17 protein-coding genes are annotated in these 22,016 nt (G+C 61.1%); 10 read left to right on the top strand and 7 right to left on the bottom strand.

Annotation, left to right across the window (positions count from 1 at the left end; all coding sequences use genetic code 11):
- Nucleotides 1–9 precede the first annotated feature (9 nt).
- The 5 genes from SB822_RS25160 to SB822_RS25140 all read right to left on the bottom strand — a co-directional run bounded on the left by SB822_RS25160 (nucleotide 10) and on the right by SB822_RS25140 (nucleotide 8,050).
- Nucleotides 10–1,113 carry an AI-2E family transporter gene (locus SB822_RS25160; protein ID WP_007733220.1) on the bottom strand — a complete coding sequence of 368 codons (1,104 nt, stop codon included), beginning with the start codon at nucleotides 1,111–1,113 and terminating at the stop codon, nucleotides 10–12.
- Nucleotides 1,114–2,612: 1,499 nt separating this feature from the next.
- Nucleotides 2,613–4,199 carry an MOSC domain-containing protein gene (locus tag SB822_RS25155; protein WP_410855872.1) on the bottom strand — a complete coding sequence of 529 codons (1,587 nt, stop codon included), beginning with the start codon at nucleotides 4,197–4,199 and terminating at the stop codon, nucleotides 2,613–2,615.
- A 274-nt stretch (nucleotides 4,200–4,473) separates the two neighbouring features.
- Nucleotides 4,474–5,412: an aldo/keto reductase gene (locus SB822_RS25150; protein ID WP_410855871.1), complete on the bottom strand. Its 939-nt coding sequence runs from the start codon at nucleotides 5,410–5,412 to the stop codon at nucleotides 4,474–4,476.
- 268 nt (nucleotides 5,413–5,680) lie between these two features.
- Complete coding sequence (locus SB822_RS25145) at nucleotides 5,681–6,808, bottom strand: YbdK family carboxylate-amine ligase (RefSeq protein WP_007735414.1); 1,128 nt, start codon at nucleotides 6,806–6,808, stop codon at nucleotides 5,681–5,683.
- 321 nt (nucleotides 6,809–7,129) lie between these two features.
- The gene (locus SB822_RS25140; protein ID WP_009770709.1) at nucleotides 7,130–8,050 is read right to left on the bottom strand and encodes a helix-turn-helix transcriptional regulator; all 921 of its coding nucleotides are present in this window, start codon (nucleotides 8,048–8,050) and stop codon (nucleotides 7,130–7,132) included.
- Nucleotides 8,051–8,282: 232 nt separating this feature from the next.
- Between SB822_RS25140 and SB822_RS25135 the strand changes: the two genes are divergently transcribed.
- The 10 genes from SB822_RS25135 (at nucleotide 8,283) to SB822_RS25090 (ending at nucleotide 18,375) form a co-directional block, all read left to right on the top strand.
- A complete protein-coding gene (locus SB822_RS25135; RefSeq protein WP_094297556.1) occupies nucleotides 8,283–9,437 on the top strand; it encodes an ABC transporter substrate-binding protein in 1,155 nt (384 codons plus the stop codon).
- Nucleotides 9,434–11,008, top strand: a complete 1,575-nt coding sequence (locus tag SB822_RS25130) for a sugar ABC transporter ATP-binding protein (protein ID WP_410855870.1) — start codon at nucleotides 9,434–9,436, stop codon at nucleotides 11,006–11,008. The genes SB822_RS25135 and SB822_RS25130 overlap by 4 nt, the downstream gene beginning before the upstream one ends.
- Nucleotides 10,992–11,945, top strand: a complete 954-nt coding sequence (locus tag SB822_RS25125; RefSeq protein WP_410855869.1) for an ABC transporter permease — start codon at nucleotides 10,992–10,994, stop codon at nucleotides 11,943–11,945. Before SB822_RS25130 ends, SB822_RS25125 begins: the two co-directional genes overlap by 17 nt.
- Nucleotides 11,942–12,913 (top strand): ABC transporter permease, encoded by a 972-nt coding sequence (locus tag SB822_RS25120; protein ID WP_410855868.1) that lies wholly within the window; start codon nucleotides 11,942–11,944, stop codon nucleotides 12,911–12,913. Before SB822_RS25125 ends, SB822_RS25120 begins: the two co-directional genes overlap by 4 nt.
- A gap of 56 nt (nucleotides 12,914–12,969) precedes the next feature.
- Nucleotides 12,970–14,040 carry a 2,3-butanediol dehydrogenase gene (locus SB822_RS25115; RefSeq protein WP_079488303.1) on the top strand — a complete coding sequence of 357 codons (1,071 nt, stop codon included), beginning with the start codon at nucleotides 12,970–12,972 and terminating at the stop codon, nucleotides 14,038–14,040.
- A gap of 4 nt (nucleotides 14,041–14,044) precedes the next feature.
- Nucleotides 14,045–14,953: an NAD(P)-dependent oxidoreductase gene (locus SB822_RS25110; protein ID WP_410855867.1), complete on the top strand. Its 909-nt coding sequence runs from the start codon at nucleotides 14,045–14,047 to the stop codon at nucleotides 14,951–14,953.
- A gap of 30 nt (nucleotides 14,954–14,983) precedes the next feature.
- A complete protein-coding gene (locus SB822_RS25105; RefSeq protein WP_007730169.1) occupies nucleotides 14,984–15,268 on the top strand; it encodes a YciI family protein in 285 nt (94 codons plus the stop codon).
- A gap of 21 nt (nucleotides 15,269–15,289) precedes the next feature.
- Nucleotides 15,290–16,153: an intradiol ring-cleavage dioxygenase gene (locus SB822_RS25100; RefSeq protein ID WP_410855866.1), complete on the top strand. Its 864-nt coding sequence runs from the start codon at nucleotides 15,290–15,292 to the stop codon at nucleotides 16,151–16,153.
- Nucleotides 16,150–17,229 (top strand): maleylacetate reductase, encoded by a 1,080-nt coding sequence (locus SB822_RS25095; protein ID WP_410855865.1) that lies wholly within the window; start codon nucleotides 16,150–16,152, stop codon nucleotides 17,227–17,229. The genes SB822_RS25100 and SB822_RS25095 overlap by 4 nt, the downstream gene beginning before the upstream one ends.
- Nucleotides 17,230–17,304: 75 nt before the next feature.
- Complete coding sequence (locus SB822_RS25090; RefSeq protein WP_410855864.1) at nucleotides 17,305–18,375, top strand: SDR family oxidoreductase; 1,071 nt, start codon at nucleotides 17,305–17,307, stop codon at nucleotides 18,373–18,375.
- A gap of 110 nt (nucleotides 18,376–18,485) precedes the next feature.
- Here the strand turns inward: SB822_RS25090 and SB822_RS25085 are convergent, their stop codons facing one another.
- Together SB822_RS25085 and SB822_RS25080 are read right to left on the bottom strand one after the other, a co-directional pair.
- Nucleotides 18,486–20,828 (bottom strand): mechanosensitive ion channel domain-containing protein, encoded by a 2,343-nt coding sequence (locus SB822_RS25085; protein WP_410855863.1) that lies wholly within the window; start codon nucleotides 20,826–20,828, stop codon nucleotides 18,486–18,488.
- Nucleotides 20,829–21,029: 201 nt separating this feature from the next.
- Entirely contained in the window at nucleotides 21,030–21,977 is a 948-nt protein-coding gene (locus SB822_RS25080; RefSeq protein WP_009770698.1) for a hypothetical protein, read from the bottom strand.
- Nucleotides 21,978–22,016: the final 39 nt, after the last annotated feature.

Here is a 22,016-nt window from a genome sequence, read left to right as displayed (position 1 = left end):
CCCCGGGTATTAGGGTTGTTCGAGTGTCTGGCGCTGCCCGGATGCCGGCTGGTCTTTCACCCATCGCCAGAACAGCTGGTAACCCACGGCGAGCATGACGGGACCGATGAAGAGCCCAATGACGCCGCCCGTCACCATGCCCCCGATCGCACCGATCAGCACCACGGGCATCGGCACCGCGACGCCACGGCCCAACAACAGTGGTTTGAGCACGTTATCGGCCAGACCGGCAACGAAAACGTAGACGGAGAATATGACGGTCGCCGTGCTTACCCCCTGCGTAACAATCACGAAAATGATGACGGGTACTGTAATCAGCGTTGCGGGTAACTGCATGATGCCGATCAGCAGCACGGCGAGCGCGAGCAGGCCCGCGCCGGGAATACCCATGACGATGAACGCGATGCCGATGAGCAGCATCTGGATGAACGCAATACCGACCACACCCTGCGCCACCGCCCGAATGGTCGACGTGCATAAATCGGCAATCTGCTGGCCGTTCTCGGGACCCGAGATGCGTGAGGCAATCTGCACTGAAGATTGATAGCCCTTCTCTCCATGCGCCATGAAAATGCCAGCGACTATAAGCGCAACGAAAAAGACCAGCAGTCCCGCACCCAGGCCCGTGACCGTGCCGAGGATCGCGAGCCCGGCTTCCTTGAGTTGAGGTGCGAACTTCTGCGCAAGCCCAGTGAGATCGGTCGAAGCCTGCGTCCAGAAGTCATAAATCCGCCGGCCTATTAACGGCCAGGCGGCCACGGATTGATCCGGTGGCGGAATCTGGAAGCTGCCGCTCCTGAAAATGGCCATCGCCCGCTCGATCGAACTGGCGACCGCGACGCCCAGCAGATAGGTCGGCACGAGAATTACCACAAACGCGCAGAGGATGATCACCGTGGCAATCAGGCCATCCTTGCCGGCGAGCGAACGCCGAAGCCTGACCTGTAGCGGATACAGCGTGATTGCAAGGATCAATGCCCAAACCATGAGGTTGAGGAACGGGGCAAAGATCCGGAAACAGAAGATGGCCAGAACGGCGACAAGTCCAGCGCGGATCAGTACATCGAGCAATTGCCGGGACAGCACCCCTTGGGTATCCGGTGTGAGCAGCATGACTATCCTCCCGGCAGGTCACCCTGAGCATTTGCCGGCGACAAATCAGGGCGTGCCCAAATCGGCACCGTCGGCCTGGCAGGGTGAAACACGCACTGATACTGACGTAATGCCACTGTTGAAGCTGGTCTGCAAAGGTCTCATGTCTTGCCGCGAACCTGCACCAGTTCCATTCACATTCAGCCGCGAACGCGTGATACCTTGCGAATGAAAAGCACTTTTACTGACTCATGCCGTGATGGGCGGTTTTAGTCGCAGCATCGCGCTTCTTCCTGGCTTCCGCCTTCTTGTGGTCGTAGATTGGGCTCGCACCCGGATTCTCTTCAGGCCATATTCATGAATTGTAAGACAAGCTCCCCCGTGGCCCGCAGGTAGAGAATTTCAGCCTATACACGTTGAACAAAAGTTTGTATTGGACTTTGGTCTAATGACTGGTTGGGCGGCGTTGATTGACCTTGCGAAAATCCACGGTCAGTTGCGCTGAGCCATTTGTCGTTAAACGGTCGCAAAATAGGAGGTGGCTTTCAAAGACCGGCGAACCCATTGCGAACAGAAGTTTCGCAAAGTCAATTCACCTGCTGCTATCGCTCAGCTTTGCTTTCTTTGTTCGTCAGACGAAGGGAAGCGATCCTAGCCGAATCAACATTTGATAGGGCCGTTCCGGGCCCACCGCATGAGCGGCGTTCACACGCGTGACCGGAGAATCAGCTTCCAGCCGCGAAGTGAGAGCCGAAACGCTGCCGGGCGCGAGAATGCTCGATGAATGGTAGAGACAGATCCACTCGTGCTCGTCTGCATTCGACATGTCAGTTTCGAGCATCCAGTTCACCCCGCACTGAAGACAGCGATATCTGCACACTTCGAGCGGGCGGCGACCCAGTGGACGCAGCCTCGTCGAACAGGGTGATTTCTCCAACTGTGGATGGGGAACAGGGGTAGCGCTCTGTAGCATTCCGTCGCATGCGTCGCAAAACATGGGAGTCGGGATCGCAGAAGAGTGATGGAACAACTATAGCACTGGGTATCGTGTGGTTGGGCCGCGTTGGGCGGCTCGCCATGCTTCTGACGACAGGCGTACAGCTGGATATGTCGGCGCATTGCATCGCAATGCGCCGAATCCAGGTCCGTTCACCCATGACGTTTCGTCTGACACGTCAGACGTGCCCCTGGTCCCACATCACAGGGTGCGACAATCAATTAATTAAGTACGGGAACCGAACGTATTTCCTCGAATTGGCACATACCCATACTGATCTCTGACGAACGGGAGCAGCGATTCCGTAACGATTCCGCGGTGCGTTGCATGCCCACGCGGAGTCGGTCGGGAAGCGCAGCGGCCCTCAACGATCTACCACATCAGTCTGGGTATTCGTCACCGACAAAGGCGGAAAAAGGCGATGGCTCGCGGCAGGCGTACGCCCCACATCGCGCCTCACGCCGCGCCTTCCATATGCACCGACCCAGTCATCTCTTTCGTCCACCCCGCCGCGAGATCAAAGTCACAAATCCACTACGACGTCCCCGACGGGTCGTGCGCAGCAGATAAGCACATTGCCATCGGCAGGATGGTCCAGCGGCTCCGGTGCATAGGCAACCGCTCCCGAAACAAGCCCGCTCTCGCAGTTGTGACATATTCCCGTCCGGCACGACCATCGGACGGGTACGTCGCAGGCTTCGGCCAGTTCCAGAATACTTTGGTAGGAAAGCGTGTTCCAATGTGCGGCGATGCCACTGCGTGCGAACGACACCAGCGGCCCCTCGGCGACCTCTGCAAGCGGCAGATGCGGGGCGCGTACCGACGTGTCCGTAATACCTGGATTCAGCGACTCCACACCGCCGAAGCGCTCCATGTGAAGTCGCGAATTCGGAACGCCCATGCCTTCCAGCGTTCGCTTCATGTCGTGCATGAACGATGCCGGTCCGCAAAGATAGACATCGGCATCCACGGGAAGGCCGATCTTTTCCAACGCCATTTGCGACACACGACCCGTGTCGTCGAAGTCGTCACCGATACGATCGCTCGCCGCCGGCGCGCTGTAGCAAACGTAGCCGCGTCCGTGCTCGAGCATGTTGAGCAGGCGCCTGGATTCGGCACCGAAAGGATGATGCTTGCCATCGCGGGCCGCATGAATCCAGAGAACCTGCCGAGTGGACCCCGCCGCCGCCAGTGCATCCAGCATCGAGAGAACAGGCGTCACGCCGATTCCAGCACTCAGCAATACAACGGGATTGATTCCGTCCTTTAGGACGAAGTCGCCGCGCGGAGCGCTGACATCGAGCGTATCTCCTACGCGAACACGTTCGCCAAGATAGGTGCCGGCCGCCCCGTTCGGCTCGACCTTCACGCTGATGCGATATCGGCCTGTCGACGGCGCACCTGAGAGCGAATAGCTCCGAAAGAACGGCGGATCTTCAGCGCCCTGTTTCAGACGCAACACGACATATTGCCCCGGACGAGCCTGCTGAAGTGGCAGTCCATCCGGCGCCTCGAATACGAACGAGAGAACGTCGGCGGACTCTCGCTGGATTGCCACGACCCCGAGTTGTCGAAAACCGGGTGCGACCGCATTCGACGCCGCGGCGGGCGCAAGCCCCGCGTTGCCGCTAGTCGCGCCTGCCTCGATGCTGCCGAGTAGTGTGTTGAACGACGCTCGCCATCCCGGTGACAGAGCATCAATACACAATGCACGCTCCAATCGATCACGTGGATGGGCAGGCGAATACAGCAGCGCATTGATCTCTTCGACGGTCATCTGCGCCTTTGCCCCACGCAGCTTGATGATCTCGTCGCCAGCGCCCACGTCGCCTTCCTGCAGGACACGCAGATAGAACCCCGGGCGTCCGCTGGAGGTCAATAAGGCCGCCATGCGCGGCTCGTCCATGCGAATGCCAAGGCGATAGCAGGTTACGCGCGGCTGCGTGACTTCAAATATCGCATGACCTATCTGGTAGACATCTCCGATACATACCTCGCGGTCCGGCAACCCATCGATCGTAAAGTTCTCGCTGAACTGTCCAAAGCCGAATTCGTTCCTGTGCAGGAACGCTTGCCAGTGTCGATACGAGTCGATCTGATAGGCCAGCACGGCGCGTTGTTCTCCGCCATGTCCGCCAAGATCCCCTTGACCGTCACCGTCAAGGCCCAGGCGCCTAGCGACACACCGCCCTTGCACCGGAAGTTTCCAGCTTCCCGTATGCACGGTCCGCCCATTCCATTCGATGTCGCGCGGGAGGCCAACATTCACCGATAGCAGTCGTGCCATGTCAGTCACACCTCTATACGATTCCCGGCAATGCGCGTCATTCCCGCGACGCGTCCAACGCTCTGATGCGTCAAGCGCTTCGTCAACAATGCGGCGCTCATTTGCGCGACGGAATGAATCCTGGCGTGCCCGTCTTCACGACTTCGTTATATCGTCGTCGGGTCTGAATCTGATTGATCTCTTCGAACGCGTCTGCAGGGAGCGCTGCGATATTGAAGTTTTCCCGCGCGCGAGTTGCTGTCTTTGGCGTGGTCAGCATGGCCGTGCCACGTTGCACGGCCCAGGCGAGCAGAACCTGCGCGGGTGTTTTCTCCACACGCGCAGCGATCGTTGCGACGACGTGATCGTCGAGCGGACCCGGCCTTATTCCATGCCCCAGCGGAGCGAAGGCCAGAAATATGATCCCATTCGCGTTGCAGAACTCGAGCAGCTCCGTCTCTGGAAGATACGGATGGGCTTCGACCTGCACCGCCGCCGGTTTGATTCTTGCCGCCTCATATAGGGGTTGCAGGACATTCAACGTAATGTCGGACAGTCCGATCGCCCGGCATCGCCCACCGTCGACGAGCGATTCCATCGCACGCCATGTGTCGAGCAACGTGACACCGTCGTCGTAGATGACGTCGCCATTTTTATCGCGCGGGTCCTGGTCGTCTCCCGGCTGGAACGCGAATGGCGTATGTATCAGGTACAGATCCAGATAGTCGATTCCAAGCTTCGTGCAGCTTGCATCGAAAGCCAGCGGAACCCGCTCGGGCCGATGGTTCGAGTTCCAGAGCTTGGTCGTAACAAAGACCTCATCGCGAGCCATCCCATTGTCCGCGAGCCCTTTGTGCAAGGCCTCTCCCACCTCGCCCTCGTTTCTATATCGCTCTGCACAGTCGAAGTGTCGATACCCCTCCGTCAGCGCATCGTAGACAGCCGTCCTGGTCGTGGCGGCATCGGGGATCAGCGTGCCGAACCCAATAGCAGGCATGGAACCAGACCCGTGTTTGAGCGGGATTTTTCGCAGCTGGAAATCTGTCGGCACAGCCATGGCGCTACCTCCGCACCCTCGCAGGCGCAAAGCAGCCCGTCAATTCGCGTGCGTACGCGACAACGTGCAGGTACAACGGGATATCGGCTCGCGACTGTCGACGAAACCGCTGCTTCCGAAAGCAATCGCGAACCAATGCATGCCGGCTACGATATCCGCTATCCGCCACGGGTGCAGCGGACGTGCTCTTCCGCTGTCAATATGCCTTCGACTGTCTCTTCAATCGCGTGCATGGAACCGAAAAACACGGGTCCGCAGAATCCCGCGTCTATCCCGGCATCTGCGCGCCACGCCAGACCTGACATTGCTGGCGGGCAACCTCATGCAATGAACTATGTACGCCGTAGATGCGGCGCAACCACATTGCGTCGCTGACACCTTCAGTCAGAGTACGCTTGACGATATCCAGGCCTTCCTCCGCGCCCAGAATGCGCGCATGCTCAGCGACCGCGTCCAGCGTGACAAGAATGTCGCCTCGAATCGGACCGCGACGCCCGGTCTCCGGATTCACGCATAGACCATCCAGCCCATAGCGGCAGGCCATGAACCGGTTCGTCCGATACACTTCGTAATCACGCTCACTGAGGCGCAATGGCTTATCAACCAGCAGATAACGCGCAACCGCCTGGATATACGCGGCGATCGCGGCGGCCCATTCGACGCGTAGCGGTGTGTCCATGACACGTATCTCGATCGTGCCGTATCCCGGGCTTGGACGTATATCCCAGTAGAAATCCTTCAGGCTTTTGACGAGCCCCGTGTTCGCCATGCGCTCGAAATATGCTTCGAACTCCGACCACGTCGTCACGAACGGCGCTCGCCCCGACAAGGGAAATGGCGCAACCGAATTCAGCCGGGCGCACTGGAACTTCGTGTCGCTCCCCTGCACATACGGCGAGGAAGCAGCCAACGCAATAAAGTGTGGAACGTAACGCGAAAGCGAATGCAATAGAACAAGCGCCGAATCAGGATCCGGGCAGCCTACATGCACGTGCTGGCCAAAGATCGTGAATTGCTGGTATAGCGCACCATATAGCCCCATCAGATATTCGGAGCGTTCGCGCCCGTCGGAACGCTGGTCGTACCAGTTCTGGAAGAAGTTTGTGCCGCCGCCGCACACTCCGACATTCAGAAAGTCGGCTGCCCGGACCAGGGTATCGCGAAGCACCTGCAATTCGCTCCTCGCCTGGTCGAAATTCTGGCATATGCCTGTCGCCAGCTCGATCATCCCCTCGGTTGTCTCCGGCTTGATCGCGCCCGCGAAGCTCTGCTCGCTCACCCGGTTCAGCAACTCCGTCGCCGCCTTCGTCAAGTTGTAGTCATGGGTATTGACGACCTGAACTTCGAGTTCGACGCCCATCGTGAACGGATCGGATGACGCAAATGGCTGCAGCATGGGATGCCCTCTCGCACATCGATGCTCACGCCGAGCCTTGACGTACGAGCCGGCGCTGCCGCATCTGGTCGGATAAGCGTTGAGCGCGAGCACTGCCGCTATGCAGCACCAGGCTCAACCGCACTGTCATACGTCGATCGGAGACGAGCCCGAACGGGGTATTTTCATAATACGCGTCCTGGCTGTCCGAATTACGTCGTCTCGAAGTCCAACGCCGAAAAGCGTGCACGCATTTCGTGCATGAAGTTGTGCCACAGCGTCGTTACAGGGCAATGGCACCTTGCATCGCACAATCCAGGGTTTATACCGAGCCCTGTGTCATCAACGGCTTTGCCCGGTCTTCGACACCCGCGCTTTTCTGAATGTGTCGAGCACTGTTGCGGCCTCGAACTGGGTTGTCGCCGCGCAATCGGCTTTCATCAGCGCCTCGATGCGCTGCGCAGTATCCGTCGACGGCGCCGGCGTGTAGACCATGATGCGCATCCCCGGCGCATCGGGCACTTCCAGCGACAGCGCATCCAGTTCCAGCACCCCTGCTACCGGATGCTCGATGACCTTGCGCCAGTCGCTGCGCTTGAGCACTTCGTGTTCGGCCCACCAGCGGCAGAAATCAGCATCCGTATCGTTCAACTCTTCGACGAGATCGCGTAAAAACACTTCGCCCGAAGGCCGAAGAATGTAGTCGCCGCGAAACTGCGCCAGCACGCATTTTGCATAGGCGTCCCAGCCCTGAAAGAGCGCACGCGCGCCGTCTTGCTGAAACGTGAACCACAGCAGATTGCAGCGGCCCGCAGGCATCTTGCGGAAGTCGGCGAACACGCGCACGGCGGCCTCGTTCCACGTCACATAGTTCCAGTTGCCGTCGACGACATACGCCGGCATGTTGCCAAGCTGATCGAGCATGCGCCGAACGGTATCCGTCACGTTCTGCGCGATGGGATACGGGCCAGGCGGCGTGTAGTGATTGGCAAGCTCGAACAGATGCGTGCGCTCGTGCGGCGAAAGCTTCAGCGCATTGGCGAGGCTTTCGATCGTCTTGAACGACACGTTCACTTCCCTGCCCTGTTCGAGCCACGCATACCAGGTAACGCTGATGCCAGCACGCTCGGCCACTTCTTCGCGGCGCAGGCCTGGTGTCTTGCGGCGGCTGCCGCTCGGAAAGTCGATGTCCTCAGGTCGAAGACGTGCGCGGCGCGTCCTCAGAAAATCGGCCAGTTCGTTCAGGCGCTGCTGCTTCTCCATGTCTCGGCTCCTTCTGCCTTCCCTGTTACTGCCATTACTAGTAATGGCAATTGCTAGATGCGCTCCGTCAACCATGCCACATTGGCGCCGTCGGGAAGCACGCTGTATCCAGCATCGGTAACGCCAGATTATAGAACCCGTTACCCGTGCATGTGGCGGCCAGCCGCGTTGAAGCGTAGCGAGACAACGCGCGTGTCTTCCGACAGATATCAGAACATTTACGGAGACACTCATGCGTCGTTCGACCCGCTTTCACCGTGCGTGCGTATTCGCCGCAGCGGCTTTCATCCTGACGGCTTCCTGTGCCGCGCGCGCGGACTACACCGGCGCGCCGCGCACGTTTCTGTTCAATCCCGCCGTGCAGATTCCGTTCTCCGACACGACGAAGTTCAAGAAGAAACCGCCCTACGTGATCGGCTTTTCGAATGCGGGACTCGGCGACAGCTGGCGCGTCGTGATGCAACACTCGCTGATGAAGGCCGCGTCCGAGCATCCCGACCTCATCAAGCAGTTGCTGATTACGAACGGGAACATGGACGACGCGAAACAGGCCGCCGACATTCAGGACCTGATCTCGCGCGGTGTGGATCTGCTGATCGTCAGCGCCAACACGCAGAAGGCGCTCGATCCCGTCGTCACGCGGGCGATGAAACAGGGCATCCCCGTCGTGATGGTCGACCGGCGCATTTCATCGGACAACTTTGTTTCGTTCGTGACGGGTTCGGATGCGATGATGGGCCGCGTGTGGGCGCAATGGATCGTCGAGAAGCTGCACGGCAAGGGCAACGTCATCATGCTGGCAGGCCAGGCAGGCTCCAGCGTCAGCGCCGACCGTGAAGCCGCCGCGCATGAAGTGTTCTCGCAATACCCCGGCATCAAGGTGCTCGACACGGTCTACTCCGACTGGAGCCCCGTGAAGGCCAAGCAGCAGATGCAGGCCATGATCGCGAAGTACGGGCACACCATCAACGCCGTATGGTGCGCGCACGGCTTGCCCGTCGCGGGCTCGATCGAAGCATTCCTTGCAGCCGGTTTCAAGCCCGGCGAAATTCCGCCGCACACGACAGCCGACCTCAACGGCCCGTTGCAACTCGCGTTGAAGTACAAGATTCCGATGCTCGAAATCGGCTATCCGCCTTCGATGGGCGGCACGTCGCTCGATGTCGCGCTCAAGGTGCTGCAAGGTCAACCGTTGCCGAAGATCTACGAGATCAGCCCACAGATCGCGCTGACGCGTGGCGACGAGACGGCATCGGTGCCGCATCCTGACCAGTACATCGATCAGGTGGTCGATGCGAAGGGCCCGCCCGACAAAATCATCGACGGCGGCATGGGAGCGGACTACAACCCGTCGACGTTCAAGATCAAGCTGCCGGGTGAGAAATGAACGCGCATGCATCAGGTTTGTCAGGTGATAGCGTCGCGCCGCCGTCCGACGTCATCGAAGTCAGCGGCATCACCAAGCAGTTCCCTGGCGTCAAGAGTCTCGACGCCGTGAGCTTCGGCGTGCGCGGCGGCGAAATTCACGCGCTGGTCGGCGAAAACGGCGCGGGCAAATCGACGCTGATGAAAGTGCTCGCGGGCGCCTACGTACCCGACGAAGGCGCATTGCGCTTCGACGGTCAGCCTATTACGTGGAAGTCTCCCGCCGACGCAAAGGCGCACGGCGTTCACATCATCTATCAGGAACTCGTGCTGTTTCCGCAATCGAGCGTGGCGCAAAACATCTTCGCCGGAATCGAGCCCCGCACGCGGCTGGGCACGATCGACCATCGCGCGATGAACGAACGCGCCGCCACATTGCTGCACGAACTCGGCGTGCAACTCGATCCGCGCGAGCGTGTCGGCGCGCTCTCTGTCGCCAGCCAGCAGATGGTCGAGATTGCGAAGGCGATGGCAAGCGAGATACGCGTCCTGATACTCGACGAACCGACAGCAGTCATCGCCGGCAAGGAGGTTCAGCTATTGTTCGAACGGCTGCGCGTACTGCGCGAGCGCGGCGTCGCGATTGTCTATATCTCGCACCGGCTGGATGAAATCTTCGAACTGTGCGACCGCGTGACCGTCATGAAGGACGGCCGCAAGATCGGCACACAGGCCGTGTCGGAAACGACGCGCGCCGATCTCGTGCGGATGATGGTCGGCCGCGAAATGAAGGATATCTATCCGCCAAAGCCCACGCTGGAGCCGGGCGGCACGGTGCTGATGAATGTCGGAGGTCTGCAGGTCGGCAATCGCGTATTCGATGCTTCGCTGTCCGTACGCGCCGGCGAAATCGTCGGACTCGCCGGCATGGTCGGCTCAGGCCGCACCGAACTCGCGTCGGGCGTGTTCGGCGCCCTGCCCGCGCGCGGCACAATCGAAGTGCGCGGCGCGCGCCACGCGCGCATGACGCCTGCAACGGCGATCCGCCTCGGTCTCGGCTTCGTCACGGAAGACCGCAAATCCGAAGGCTTGCTGATGTACCTGAACGTCGCGCAGAACGTCACCGCGACAACCCTCCGGCGTGTGTCCCGTTTTGGATTGCTGCGAGCAAGGGAAGAACGTACAGCAGGCGCGGATGCAATCCGCGAATACGGCATCGCGGGCGCGCGGCCTGCGGGCAGCGTCGCGACGCTGTCAGGCGGCAACCAGCAGAAGGTGCTCATCAGCCGATGGGTACGCGTGTGCACCAGTGTACTGATTCTCGACGAACCGACACGCGGCGTCGACATCGGTGCGAAGGCGGAAATCTATCGTCTGATGCGGGAACTGACGAATCGCGGACTCGGCATCCTGATGATCAGTTCCGAGTTGCAGGAAGTGATCGGCATGTCCGACCGCGTCCTGGTGATGCGCGAGGGGCGAATTGCGGGCGAAGTCAGCGGCGAGCAGATGACCGAGCACGACATCATGGCGCTCGCGACGGGTGGCGCGCAATTCGCGCAGACGGGAGGCGCTCATGCGTTCGCTCATTAGGCGTCGCGTCGCACCGAACGCGGCCGTATATATCGTTGCGGGCCTGATCGCGGTGCTGTTCATCGCGGGGGCCAGCGTCAACGACCGCTTCTCGACCCTGTCCAATCTGCTGAACGTCCATCAGCAGTCGACGGGACTCGCGCTCGTCGCGCTCGGGCAGACACTCGCCGTTCTAACGGGCGGCATCGATCTGTCCGTCGGCTCGCTGATCAGCGTCGCGGCGACGCTCACCTCGGGTTTGTCGGATGCCACACAAGGCGGATGGGGCGTGGCGATTTCGGTCGCGATTGCGCTGTCCGTTCTCGTGGGACTGGCCAATGGTCTGCTCGTGCTCTGGCTGCGCGTGCATCCGCTGATCGTGACGCTGGGTATGGGTGCCGTGCTGCAAGGCGGCATCCTGTACTACGCGAACGGCCCCGTGGGCAGCGTGCCGGACGGCTTCGACGCGCTGGCCTACGGCCGATACGCTAACGTGCCCGTCACCGCCACCGTCGTGCTGCTTCTCTATGGCTGCGTGTCGTATTTCATGCGCAATACGCGCCTCGGCCGATACGTCTACCTCGTCGGCGACGACGACAACGCGGCGACGCTATCGGGCATTCCGCGCAAACGCGTCATTCTGTTCGTCTACACGTTCTCGTCACTCTGCGCAGGCCTGACGGGCATCTATCTCGCTGCCCAGTTCGGCTCGGGCCAACCTTATCTCGGCGCCAACTACACGCTTGCGTCGATTACGCCCGTTGTCGTCGGCGGCACGATTCTGAGCGGAGGGCGTGGCGGCGTCATCGGCACGCTGCTCGGCGTGTATCTGCTCAGCATGCTCAACAACCTGATCAACTTCGCTGGCGTGCCGTCGCAGTATCAGCTCATCGTGCAGGGTATCGCGATCATCGCGGCCGTCTGCGTCAACGTCCAGCAGAAACGGAGGCTCGCATGAACTCGGTTGCTCCGCGCAGCGACGCCACACCGGCGCGCACGCTGTCACTCGGTGTCGCGCGACGCTATGGCATCTATCTGTTTCTCGTGGCGCTGATTGCGCTTTCGGGCGCATGGTCGCCTGCTTTCCTTCGCGCCGACAACGTCGTCAACATGCTGGTGCAGTTCGCGCCGCTCGGCATCGTCGTGATTGGCCAGGTGTTCGTCATTCTCGTCGGCGGACTCGATCTGTCGGTTGCCTCCGTGATGGCGACGGCGGCCGTGATCGCCACCGCGTTCGACGACACGAACCATTCAGCCCCTGCCATCTTCGGCGTCACGCTCCTGCTGTGCATCGGCGCAGGGCTGCTCAATGGTCTGCTCGTCACGAAGCGTCAGGTGTCGCCGTTTCTCGCGACCTTCGCCACAGCCGTCATGCTCGACGGTCTGCGCTTCGCCTACACGCAAGGCGCGCCGTCAGGCAACGTGCCACCGCTCTTTCACGTGCTGGGAACAGGCTCGATCGCGGCCGTGCCCGTCAACGTGCTGTTGCTGATCGCGTGCGCGATCGTATTCGGCACGCTGCTGCATTTGTCCACCTTCGGGCGACGCGTGTACATGGTGGGCGGCAACGCCGTCGCCGCGAGACTGGTCGGCGTGAGTCCCGACACCGTGCGCATCGCCTGCTACGTGATCAGCGCGCTGCTTGCCGGGCTGGCGGGACTGATCCTGTCGGGCTATGTCGGCATCGTCGACAACTGGGTGGGGCGCGGCTTCGAACTCGATTCGATCGTCGCCGCAGTGATGGGCGGCCTCGCGCTCTCCGGCGGCCGCGGCTCGCTGCTGGGCGGACTTGCGGGCGCAGCAATTCTCGTCATCGTCTTCAACATCGTGCTGCTGATCGGCATGCCCGTGCAGGCGCAGATCATCGTCAAGGGCGTGATCATCATCGGCGCATCCGCGTGCTACGTGAGCCGCCGGCAGCGCTGAATTTCCAGATCCACACGAGGCCATTGGAAATGGCCCGACTAACCAAGGAGTCGAATATGAGAGCAGTGCGTTTTCATTGTGCGCACGATATCCGGGTCGAAAACGTACCGGACCCGACGGGCATGGGCGCGAACCAGATGATCGTCAAGCCGCTGTGGTGCGGCATCTGCGGCACCGATCTGCATGAGTATCAGGCGGGTCCCATCGTCGTGCCGACCGAGCCGCATGCATTGACGGGCGCAAAAGCGCCTCAGGTTCTGGGCCATGAATTCAGCGCGGAGGTCGTCGAAGTCGGCAAGGACGTGAAGAACGTGCAACGCGGCGACCGCATCTCGGTGATGCCGCTCGCGTCGTGCGGTCAGTGCTATTACTGCGCGCGCGGCATGCGCCATCTGTGCACGAAGATGGGCTGCGTCGGGCTGAGCTGGGACGGCGGCGGCATGGCCGAATACACGGTGCTCAACGACTATCACGCGAACCGCCTGCCCGACAGCGTCAGTGACAAGCAGGGAGCGTTGATCGAACCCGCTGCCGTTGCACTGTATGCAGTGGACCGGGGCGGCGTCACGGTCGGTTCGACGGTGCTGATTACTGGCGCAGGCCCGATCGGCGTGCTCGCTGCGCTCGCCTGTCATGCAGCGGGCGCCACGAAGATCTTCGTCAGTGAACCCAACGCGGCGCGCGCCGCGAAGATGGCCGGCTTCGGCGTCACGACCGACATCTTCGATCCATCCGATGGCGAGCTTCCGCAAAAGATTCGCGATCTGACGGAAGGCGTGGGCGTCGACGTGGCGATCGAATGTGCGGGCAACCAGCATGCGCTGAACGCCTGCGTCGATGCCGTGCGTTCGGCGGGCGCCGTCGTTCAGGCGGGCCTGCATGTCGGCACAGCGAGTGTCGATCCGATGAAATGGTCGCTGAAGGATATTCGGATAGAAGGAACGTGGTGTTACCCCGTCACGATCTGGCCGCGCATCATCGGCATGATCGCGAACGGCAAATTCCCCGTTGAAAAGCTCATCCACGATCTGATCGATGCCGATGATGTCGTCGAAAAAGGCTTCGACATCCTGAGCGACAAAGGCAGCGACAAGATGAAGATTCTCATCAATCCCCAGACACGGTGACGACATGCCGCACACGCAAGAGAAACACCACGCACAACAGATAGGCTGGATCGGGCTCGGCAAGATGGGCACACCCATCGTGCGCAATCTGCTCGCCGCAGGATTCGACGTAACCGTGTATGACGTCGCCGCAGAACGCGTCGACGAGGCCGTTCAACTCGGCGCGCGCCGCGCTGAAGATGTCAACAGCGTCGCGCGTTCGGCGCCTCTCGTCTTCTCGATCATCCCGGACGACGCCGTACTGCGTAAGGTCGCGCTCGGCACACATGGCGTGATCGAAAATGCGAACAACGGTGCCGTCTATATCGACATGAGCACGGTATCGCCCACGGCGTCGGGCGAGGTTCGCGACGCGGCGCGCAAGCGCGGAACCGGCTACATCTGCGCACCCGTTTCGGGCAGCACGGTCCTTGCCGACAAGGCCCAGTTGACCGTGTTCGCATCAGGCCCGAAAGACGCGTACGGCCGCGCATTGCCCGTCTTCCAGGCCATGTCGACGCGCCAGTACTATGTTGGCGAGGATCAGCAGGCACGCTATCTGAAGCTCGCCATCAATCACCTCGTCGGCTCGACGGCCGTGCTGCTTGCCGAAGCGTTGACGCTCGGCACGAAGGGCGGCCTCGACTGGGCCGAGATGCTGGATGTTATCGGCGACAGCGTCGCCGCGTCGCCCCTTGTCAAATACAAACTCGATCCGCTGAAGAAGCGGGACTTCTCCCCTGCCTTCTCGTCGCGGCAAATGCTCAAGGACATGTCGCTCGTGGTCGATGCGGGCGTCGAAGCCGGCGTACCGATGACAGCCGCGACGCTCGTGCGCGAGCAGTTCGCGCGTTACGCTCAGGGCGATGGCGCGGACCTGGACTTCTTCTCCATCGTGCGCGCCGTCGAAGCGCAAGCCGGCCTTTCCCGCTGAATTCTTTTCTCACCTCATTCAGGAGTCGCGATGCACTACACCGTCTATTGCCTCGACCACGACAACATGGTCGAACGCCGTCTTGCCCATTACGAAGAACACAAGGCTTATCTGGCCACCTCGCCCGTCAAGATGGTCATGTCGGGCCCGCTGCTGGCAGGCGATCAGGAAACGATGATCGGCAGTTTCTTTCTTTACGAAGCGGATGAGATCGGCGATGTGATGCGCTTCAACAGCAACGACCCGTTCAACAAGGCGGGAATCTGGCGCACCGTCGATATCCGACCGTTCCTCAAGCGCGTCGACAACCGCTAGTCAGACCAACGGAATCGATTCATGCGAAACCTCGACGAGAACACCATCACGGATGCCGTGCTTGCACGCCACGAACGCGCACCCGATGAGCGGCTCAAGACGATCGTCACGAGTCTCGTGCGGCATCTGCACGCGTTTGCGCGCGAAGTCGGCCTGACCGAGCGCGAATGGGCAGCCGGTATCCGCTTTCTCACCGACGTCGGCCATATCACCGACGACCGCCGCCAGGAATTCATTCTGCTGTCGGATACGCTGGGCCTTTCGATGCTCGTGACGGCAATGGCGCATCGCAAGCCCAGCGGATGTACGGAAGCGACGGTCTTCGGTCCCTTCTTCGTCGACAACGCGCCCGAGTATCGTAACGGCGACGACGTCGCCAATGGCGCGCGCGGCGAACCGTGCTTCGTGTCGGGCGTGGTGCGCGGCCCGGACGGCGAGCCGGTGAGCGGCGCGCGTATCGAAGTCTGGCAGGCAGACGCCGAAGGTTTCTACGACGTCCAGACCAGCAACGCCGACACGCATCGCGCAAGAGGCGTGCTGCACAGCCTTCCCGATGGTCGCTATCACTTTCGCTCGATCGTGGCCGAGCCGTATCCCATTCCGCACGATGGTCCCGTGGGTCGCATGCTCGAAGCGCTGGGACGTCATCCGTGGCGGCCTGCGCATCTGCATTTCATGATTACGGCGCCCGGCTACGAACGGCTCGTCACGCATGTCTTCCGCGAAGGCGATCGCTACCTGGACTCGGATGCCGTGTTCGGTGTGCGCTCGTCGCTGATCGCGCCGTGGATTCGCCACGAGAGCGGCACGGCGCCCGACGGCACGGTGGCGGCGACGCCATTCAGCACGCTCGTATTCGACTTCGTTCTGAGCCGACCCTCATGATTGCCTTCACCTACACTGGCCGGCCCGGCCGCATCGTGTTCGGCTCGGGAGCGATCGAGCGCCTCGCCGACGAACTGGACGAACTGTGCATCCGGCGCGCGCTCGTACTCTGCACGCCGGAGCAGCGCTTTCTCGCCGACCGCGTGCGCAAGCTCGCGGGCGAGCACTGCGCGGACGTGTTCGATCGGGCCGTCATGCACGTGCCTGTCGAAACCGCGCAGGAGGGGGTCGCGGCGGCGCTCGCGGCGGGCGCGGATGGACTGGTCGCAGCGGGCGGCGGGTCGACACTCGGACTCGCGAAAGCCATCGCGCTCGAAACCTCGTTGCCGATCCTCGCCATTCCGACCACGTATGCCGGCTCCGAAGTCACGCCTATCTACGGCATGACGTCGGCCAGCGAGAAAAAGACGGGCAAGAGCTATCGCGTGCTGCCGCGCACCGTGATCTACGACGCGTGCCTCACACTGACCTTGCCGGCGGCGCTGTCGGCGACGAGTGGCCTCAACGCGATCGCGCATGCCGCCGAAGGCCTCTATGCGCAGGACGCCAATCCCGTGATGTCGCTGTTTGCGGAAGAAGGCATCCGCAGCCTCGCGCGCGCGTTGCCGCGCATCGTCGAAAAGCCGGACGATATCGCGGCGCGCGAAGCCGCCCAGTACGGCGCATGGCTGTGCGGGACTGTGCTGGGCAGCGTCGGCATGGCATTGCATCACAAGCTGTGCCACACGCTCGGCGGTATGTTCAATCTGCCGCACGCAGAAACCCATGCGGTGATGCTGCCTTACTCGATGGCGTTCAATCTGCCTGCCGCGCCAGCGGCGCACGAACGTCTGTGCAAGGCGCTGGACACGCAAGAACCCGCGGCCGCGCTGCACGACCTTGGCCGCTCGCTTCATGCGCCAGCGTCTCTCGAAGCGCTGGGCCTTCGGTCATCCGATATTCACGCGGCGGCCACGGCCGCAATGCAGGCGCCCTATTACAACCCTCGGCCGCTCTCTTATGAAGCGGTACATCGCTTGCTGGCATGTGCTTTCGATGGCATACGGCCTGACAGGCGGACGTTCGAAAGCGTGTAGGCGCTTCCTTTAACGAAGCGTGCATCCGCAGATTCTTCCTGCAACCACAGCTACTTTTCGATTCTTTTACTCTACATGGACAAACGGGCACTCATCATTGGGGCGACGGGCATCGTCGGCGGCAATCTCGCGCAACATCTACTCGCATGCGGAGGCTGGAACGTGACGGGGCTCTCGCGCGGCCGCACGAAGGCGCCCGACGGCATCGAATCCGTCACAGCCGATCTGACTTCCGCGAGATCCGTTGCCGACGCGCTGCAAGGGCGGCAGTTCACCGACGTCTTCTTTACCGCGTGGTCGCGACAGGCAACCGAGCGCGAGAACATCAAGGTGAACGGCGCAATGGTCCGTCACGTGCTGGACGCGCTCGGCCCTTCCGGCAAGCTCGAGCATGCCGCGCTGGTCACCGGGCTCAAGCATTACCTCGGGCCTTTCGAAGCGTATGCGCAGGGCAGTGTCCCGCTCACGCCGTTTCGCGAGGAACAGGGCCGGCAGCCCGTCGACAATTTCTACTACGAGCAGGAAGACCGGCTGTTCGAAGCAGCGCGTCAATATGGCTTCGGCTGGAGCGTGCATAGGCCGCATACGATTATCGGCTTCGCGCTCGGCAACGCGATGAATATGGGCGTCACGCTCGCCGTGTACGCGACGTTGTGCAAGGAAACGGGGCAGCCGTTCGTGTTTCCCGGTTCGCCCGCGCAATGGAACAGTCTCACGGATATGACCGACGCGCGCCTGCTCGCGCGGCATCTCGAGTGGGCATCCACGTCGCCTGGCGCGCGCAACGAAGACTTCAACGTCGTCAATGGCGACGTGTTCCGGTGGAAATGGATGTGGTCGCAGTTGGCGCAATACTTCGGCATCGAGCCTGCACCTTTCGATGGTGAGACTCGTCCGCTCGAACATCGCATGCAGGAGGCGAGCAGGCAATGGGCGGAAATCGCGAGCCGCTATCAATTGAAGGAAGCAGCCATCGACAGGCTCGTGTCGTGGTGGCATACGGACGCCGACCTCGGACGTCCGATGGAAGTTTTGACGGACATGAGCAAAAGCCGTAAAGCCGGGTTCCTCGATTACCAGAGCACACCGGATGCGTTCTTTGCATTGTTCGACAGGTTGAAGCGGAAACGGATCATTCCGTCGTAGGCGCGTTTCGCAGAAAGCGGCGGCGGTATATATACACGCCTACGCCGCCGCTTTCGATGCCGGCTGCGGTTCGCGCACGTTCCGCTATGCAACGCTGTCGTCGGGCGTGATCACAGGTTGCGCTCCCTCGGTGATGCGTGCAGCTGCATCTGCGGCACCGGGATCTCGATACCGGCCCTGTCCATCACGAGCTTCAGCCGTGCATTGAAAGCACGCGCCACGCTCCATTGCTGTAGCGGCCGCGTCTTGATCTGCCCTTTTACCACGATCCAGTTGGCATCAAACCGGTCGAGCCCCCACACTTCGATGGGAGCGAGAATCTCGTCGCGAAAGCGAGAATCTTCGGTCAGGTCGGCCCCGACTTGCACGATCATCCGAGTGACTTCTTCTATGTCGGCTGAGAATGGCAGTCTTACTTCGAATACAGCGTTGGCGAAGTCGCGCGAAAGATTCTTGACGATCTTGATCTGCGAGAACGGGATCGTGTGAACCGCGCCTTGTCCGTCGCGCAGCCGCACCGTGCGGATAGTCAGATCCATTACGGTGCCGGCGTGGCCACCGTCGACCTCGATCCAGTCACCTACCGAGATTGTCTCCTCGACAATGATGAACAGTCCCGTAATCAGATCCGTGACCAGGGACTTCGCACCGAAGCCCACTGCAAGACCGATCACTCCCGCGCCTGCCAGCAGAGGTGTCAGATTGATCCCAAGACTCGCGGCGCCGATGATGGCTGCCAGGCTCACAACCGTCACGAAAATCGCGTTGCGCACCAACGGCAACATCGTGCGTGCTCGCACGCCCGGATCGAGTGTCTTGTTGCGTGAATTGCTCGGGCCCAATGTTTCGAGGATGACGGTATCGATGAGAATCCACATGAACCAGGCGCCAAAAACCGTTGCGATAACGGCGACTAGCGCATGTCTGAAGCCAGGCGTCATTGCATTGTGTCTGATCAACCGGGCGATCGGACCACTCCACAGCACCAGTTCAAAGCGGATATACGCGAGCCATATCGCGAGAAGGAACAACATGGTGGCGAAGCGCAACAGTCGCATCAGGTGCGGCGCCCGGCGCTGCACGCGCGAGTCCTTACGACGCGTCAGATGCAGCAGCAACGCAGACACGAACAGCGTGAGAACAAGAAACAGTGCGCTGAGAAGAGACGGTTGCAGGACGTTCCCCTCCTCACCGCGCCCGTCAATGATCGCGACGACGGATGCGATCGCGATCAGCAGGATCGGGATATGCCACAGTGACGCGAGAATATCGAGCGCTTCCGTGGCGAACTTGTGATCGCGCCTGCGCGAATAGGCGCGGTTGCTTATCAGGTGCGTGACGGGCCGCCGGTAAGCGAGCGCAAAGTAACCGATCAAAATGGCCGCCACCATATTGGCGAAGCTCGACACGAGCCCGGCTAAATTCACGCCGAGCAGGCGTATCACCTCCGGATTGGCCGTTGCGTCGCCAAGCGCGCCACATGCTCCGATTGCAAAGAGCGGCCAAAGACCCCGCGCAAGCAACTGCTGGACGGCGACGCGCCGATGTGCCGTACCGAACACGGAGAACACGATCATGCAGATCGCCGAGAAGATCGATCCCACGACGATCGCATAGGCAATCACAAGCCCAAGGGTTCGGCCGAGCGCATCGGGCATTGCCTGCACGAACAGCAGCACTGCCACGAACGCGACGATCCAGGGTCCGGTCTGCCGCAAACCGAAGCCCAGCATGTCGAGCGACGTCGGATTCGGCGCGAGTGCGACATGCCAGCCATAACGCGCACCGATGCGTCGCTGCAAATAGATCAGCAAGCCTGCGCAACCGCCCCATCCCGCAAGCGTCACAGCCATGCCGATCAGAAGTTTGCCGAATGATTCCCCACGTGAACCTGCGAGAATCGTTCGTAGTTCGCTGGCTGCCCCGCTGAAACGGGTCGCCCAGAAACGCAGCGGTGTGCGACCTTCGTTCAGATTCGTCTCGACGGATGCGAGGCCGGACGCGATCGCGCCGAGCAGATCGCCTTTAGCAGATGCAGGCGCTGCGGGCGCACCATGCTGGCTGGCGTCTCGTAGCCCTTTTAGCTGGGTAACGAGCGCATTGCGTTGTGTGTCGTTGTCGAGCGTATCGATCAAGGTGTCCAGCGAGCGCGCAAGCTCAGCCTCGCTGGCAGGGGAAGATGCAGATGCGGGTTGCGATGCCGGGACTGGCGATGCGGCTCCCGTCGCGGTGTTGACGATACTTTGCAGCGCGGCGGGCAGAGGCGCGGCATCGGCCGGAATGATGCAAGCGCCAAGCGCGATCAGGAAGCAGGCTACCGCTGGCCACGTGCGGAAGGATGGCACACCCCTCCCCGCGCCAGCGCTTGACGCGCCTACGCGAACCGATACGCGCGTGCGTTCGCTGGCGAAGTGCTGAACACGAATGAACTGACGCCGCGTGAATGGGTTCATCGAGAACGCTTCCGGACGGTCCTCCTTTTGAGGGTATGGTGGCCTGGAGACTTATTCAATCTAGGCGCTCTATCCCAAGGGCGTTATTGGACTTTAGTCTCATTCCGTGCGTCGGTCGCTGACAGCCTCGCCCGATTCCTTGATGCCGGTGACGTGGTTTGCACGCCACTGAAAGCTCAGATGAGGGTTGCGCCGATGCACTTAAAAGCTCACGGCAAATCCGAACGACACGCCATGCACGTTGTGCCCAAAAACATATCTCACGAGGGCTCGTGTGCGGGTGATGACGATCGGATATTTGCTGCTGTCGAGTTCGAGTCCAACGCCCAACGACGTGAGATCGTTGAAACCGAGCACCCCGGCGCTGTCGCCGAAGTAATGCGAGTAGGCCAGTTCCAGCACATAGCGGATGGGCCGGTCGAGTGCGTGCCAGCCTGTCGGCGCACGCCAGCGCGTCCACAGGCTCACTTGCTGCGCCATGGCCGAACCCTGAACGGCCTCCGACGAGCTACCGAAGCTGCGCAGGTAGATATCGGTCGCGCGCAATTCAGCGTCGATCTCATAGTTTGCGCGGTAGTGTTCGTAGTCGAGCACGAGCGAGCCGCCATAGCCATATGCATCCAGCGATCCATTCTCCAGGAACTGGAGGTTGCTGTCTGTCACATGGTTGACGACCGACTGCCCGAGTTTCAGATCGCTCGATACGCGTCCAATCGTACCATTGAGAATCGGACGGAATACGAGTTCATCGGTGATCCGGAAATCCCAGCCGATACCGACTGTGCTGCTGAAAGTGTTCCATCGGGTTGGCAATGCACGCTGCTGGGCACCGTCCGTGGCGACGAACGTCGGGTCGTAGCGGCTATAGGCGAGCGTGCCCTCTACATACAACGGGAAGGACTTGCTGATCGTAAACCCGCCCCCCAGTTGCGACTGACCGAAGCCAGGATTTCCGGAAGTGCCATTGTTGATCGAAAGCGAACTGGTCGTGACATCGGGGACCGTCGTGTAGCTCATCACAGCGAGCACCGCATCGGCGTGCTGTTTCACATTGCCGCCGATAACGGTGCGGTTCGACAGTTGTTGACCCGATGTTTGCTGGGCGTGTGCCGGAAGCGACAGCAAGGCGACGATCAGGCCCGCGCACATCGCCGGGAATAACGTGCAACGCGGCCGCGGCCGGCGGAA

Source organism: Paraburkholderia sp. SIMBA_054, assembly GCF_046534875.1.
Classification (GTDB): Bacteria; Pseudomonadota; Gammaproteobacteria; order Burkholderiales; family Burkholderiaceae; genus Paraburkholderia; species Paraburkholderia hospita.
This window is presented reverse-complemented; position numbering and strand designations above follow the sequence as displayed.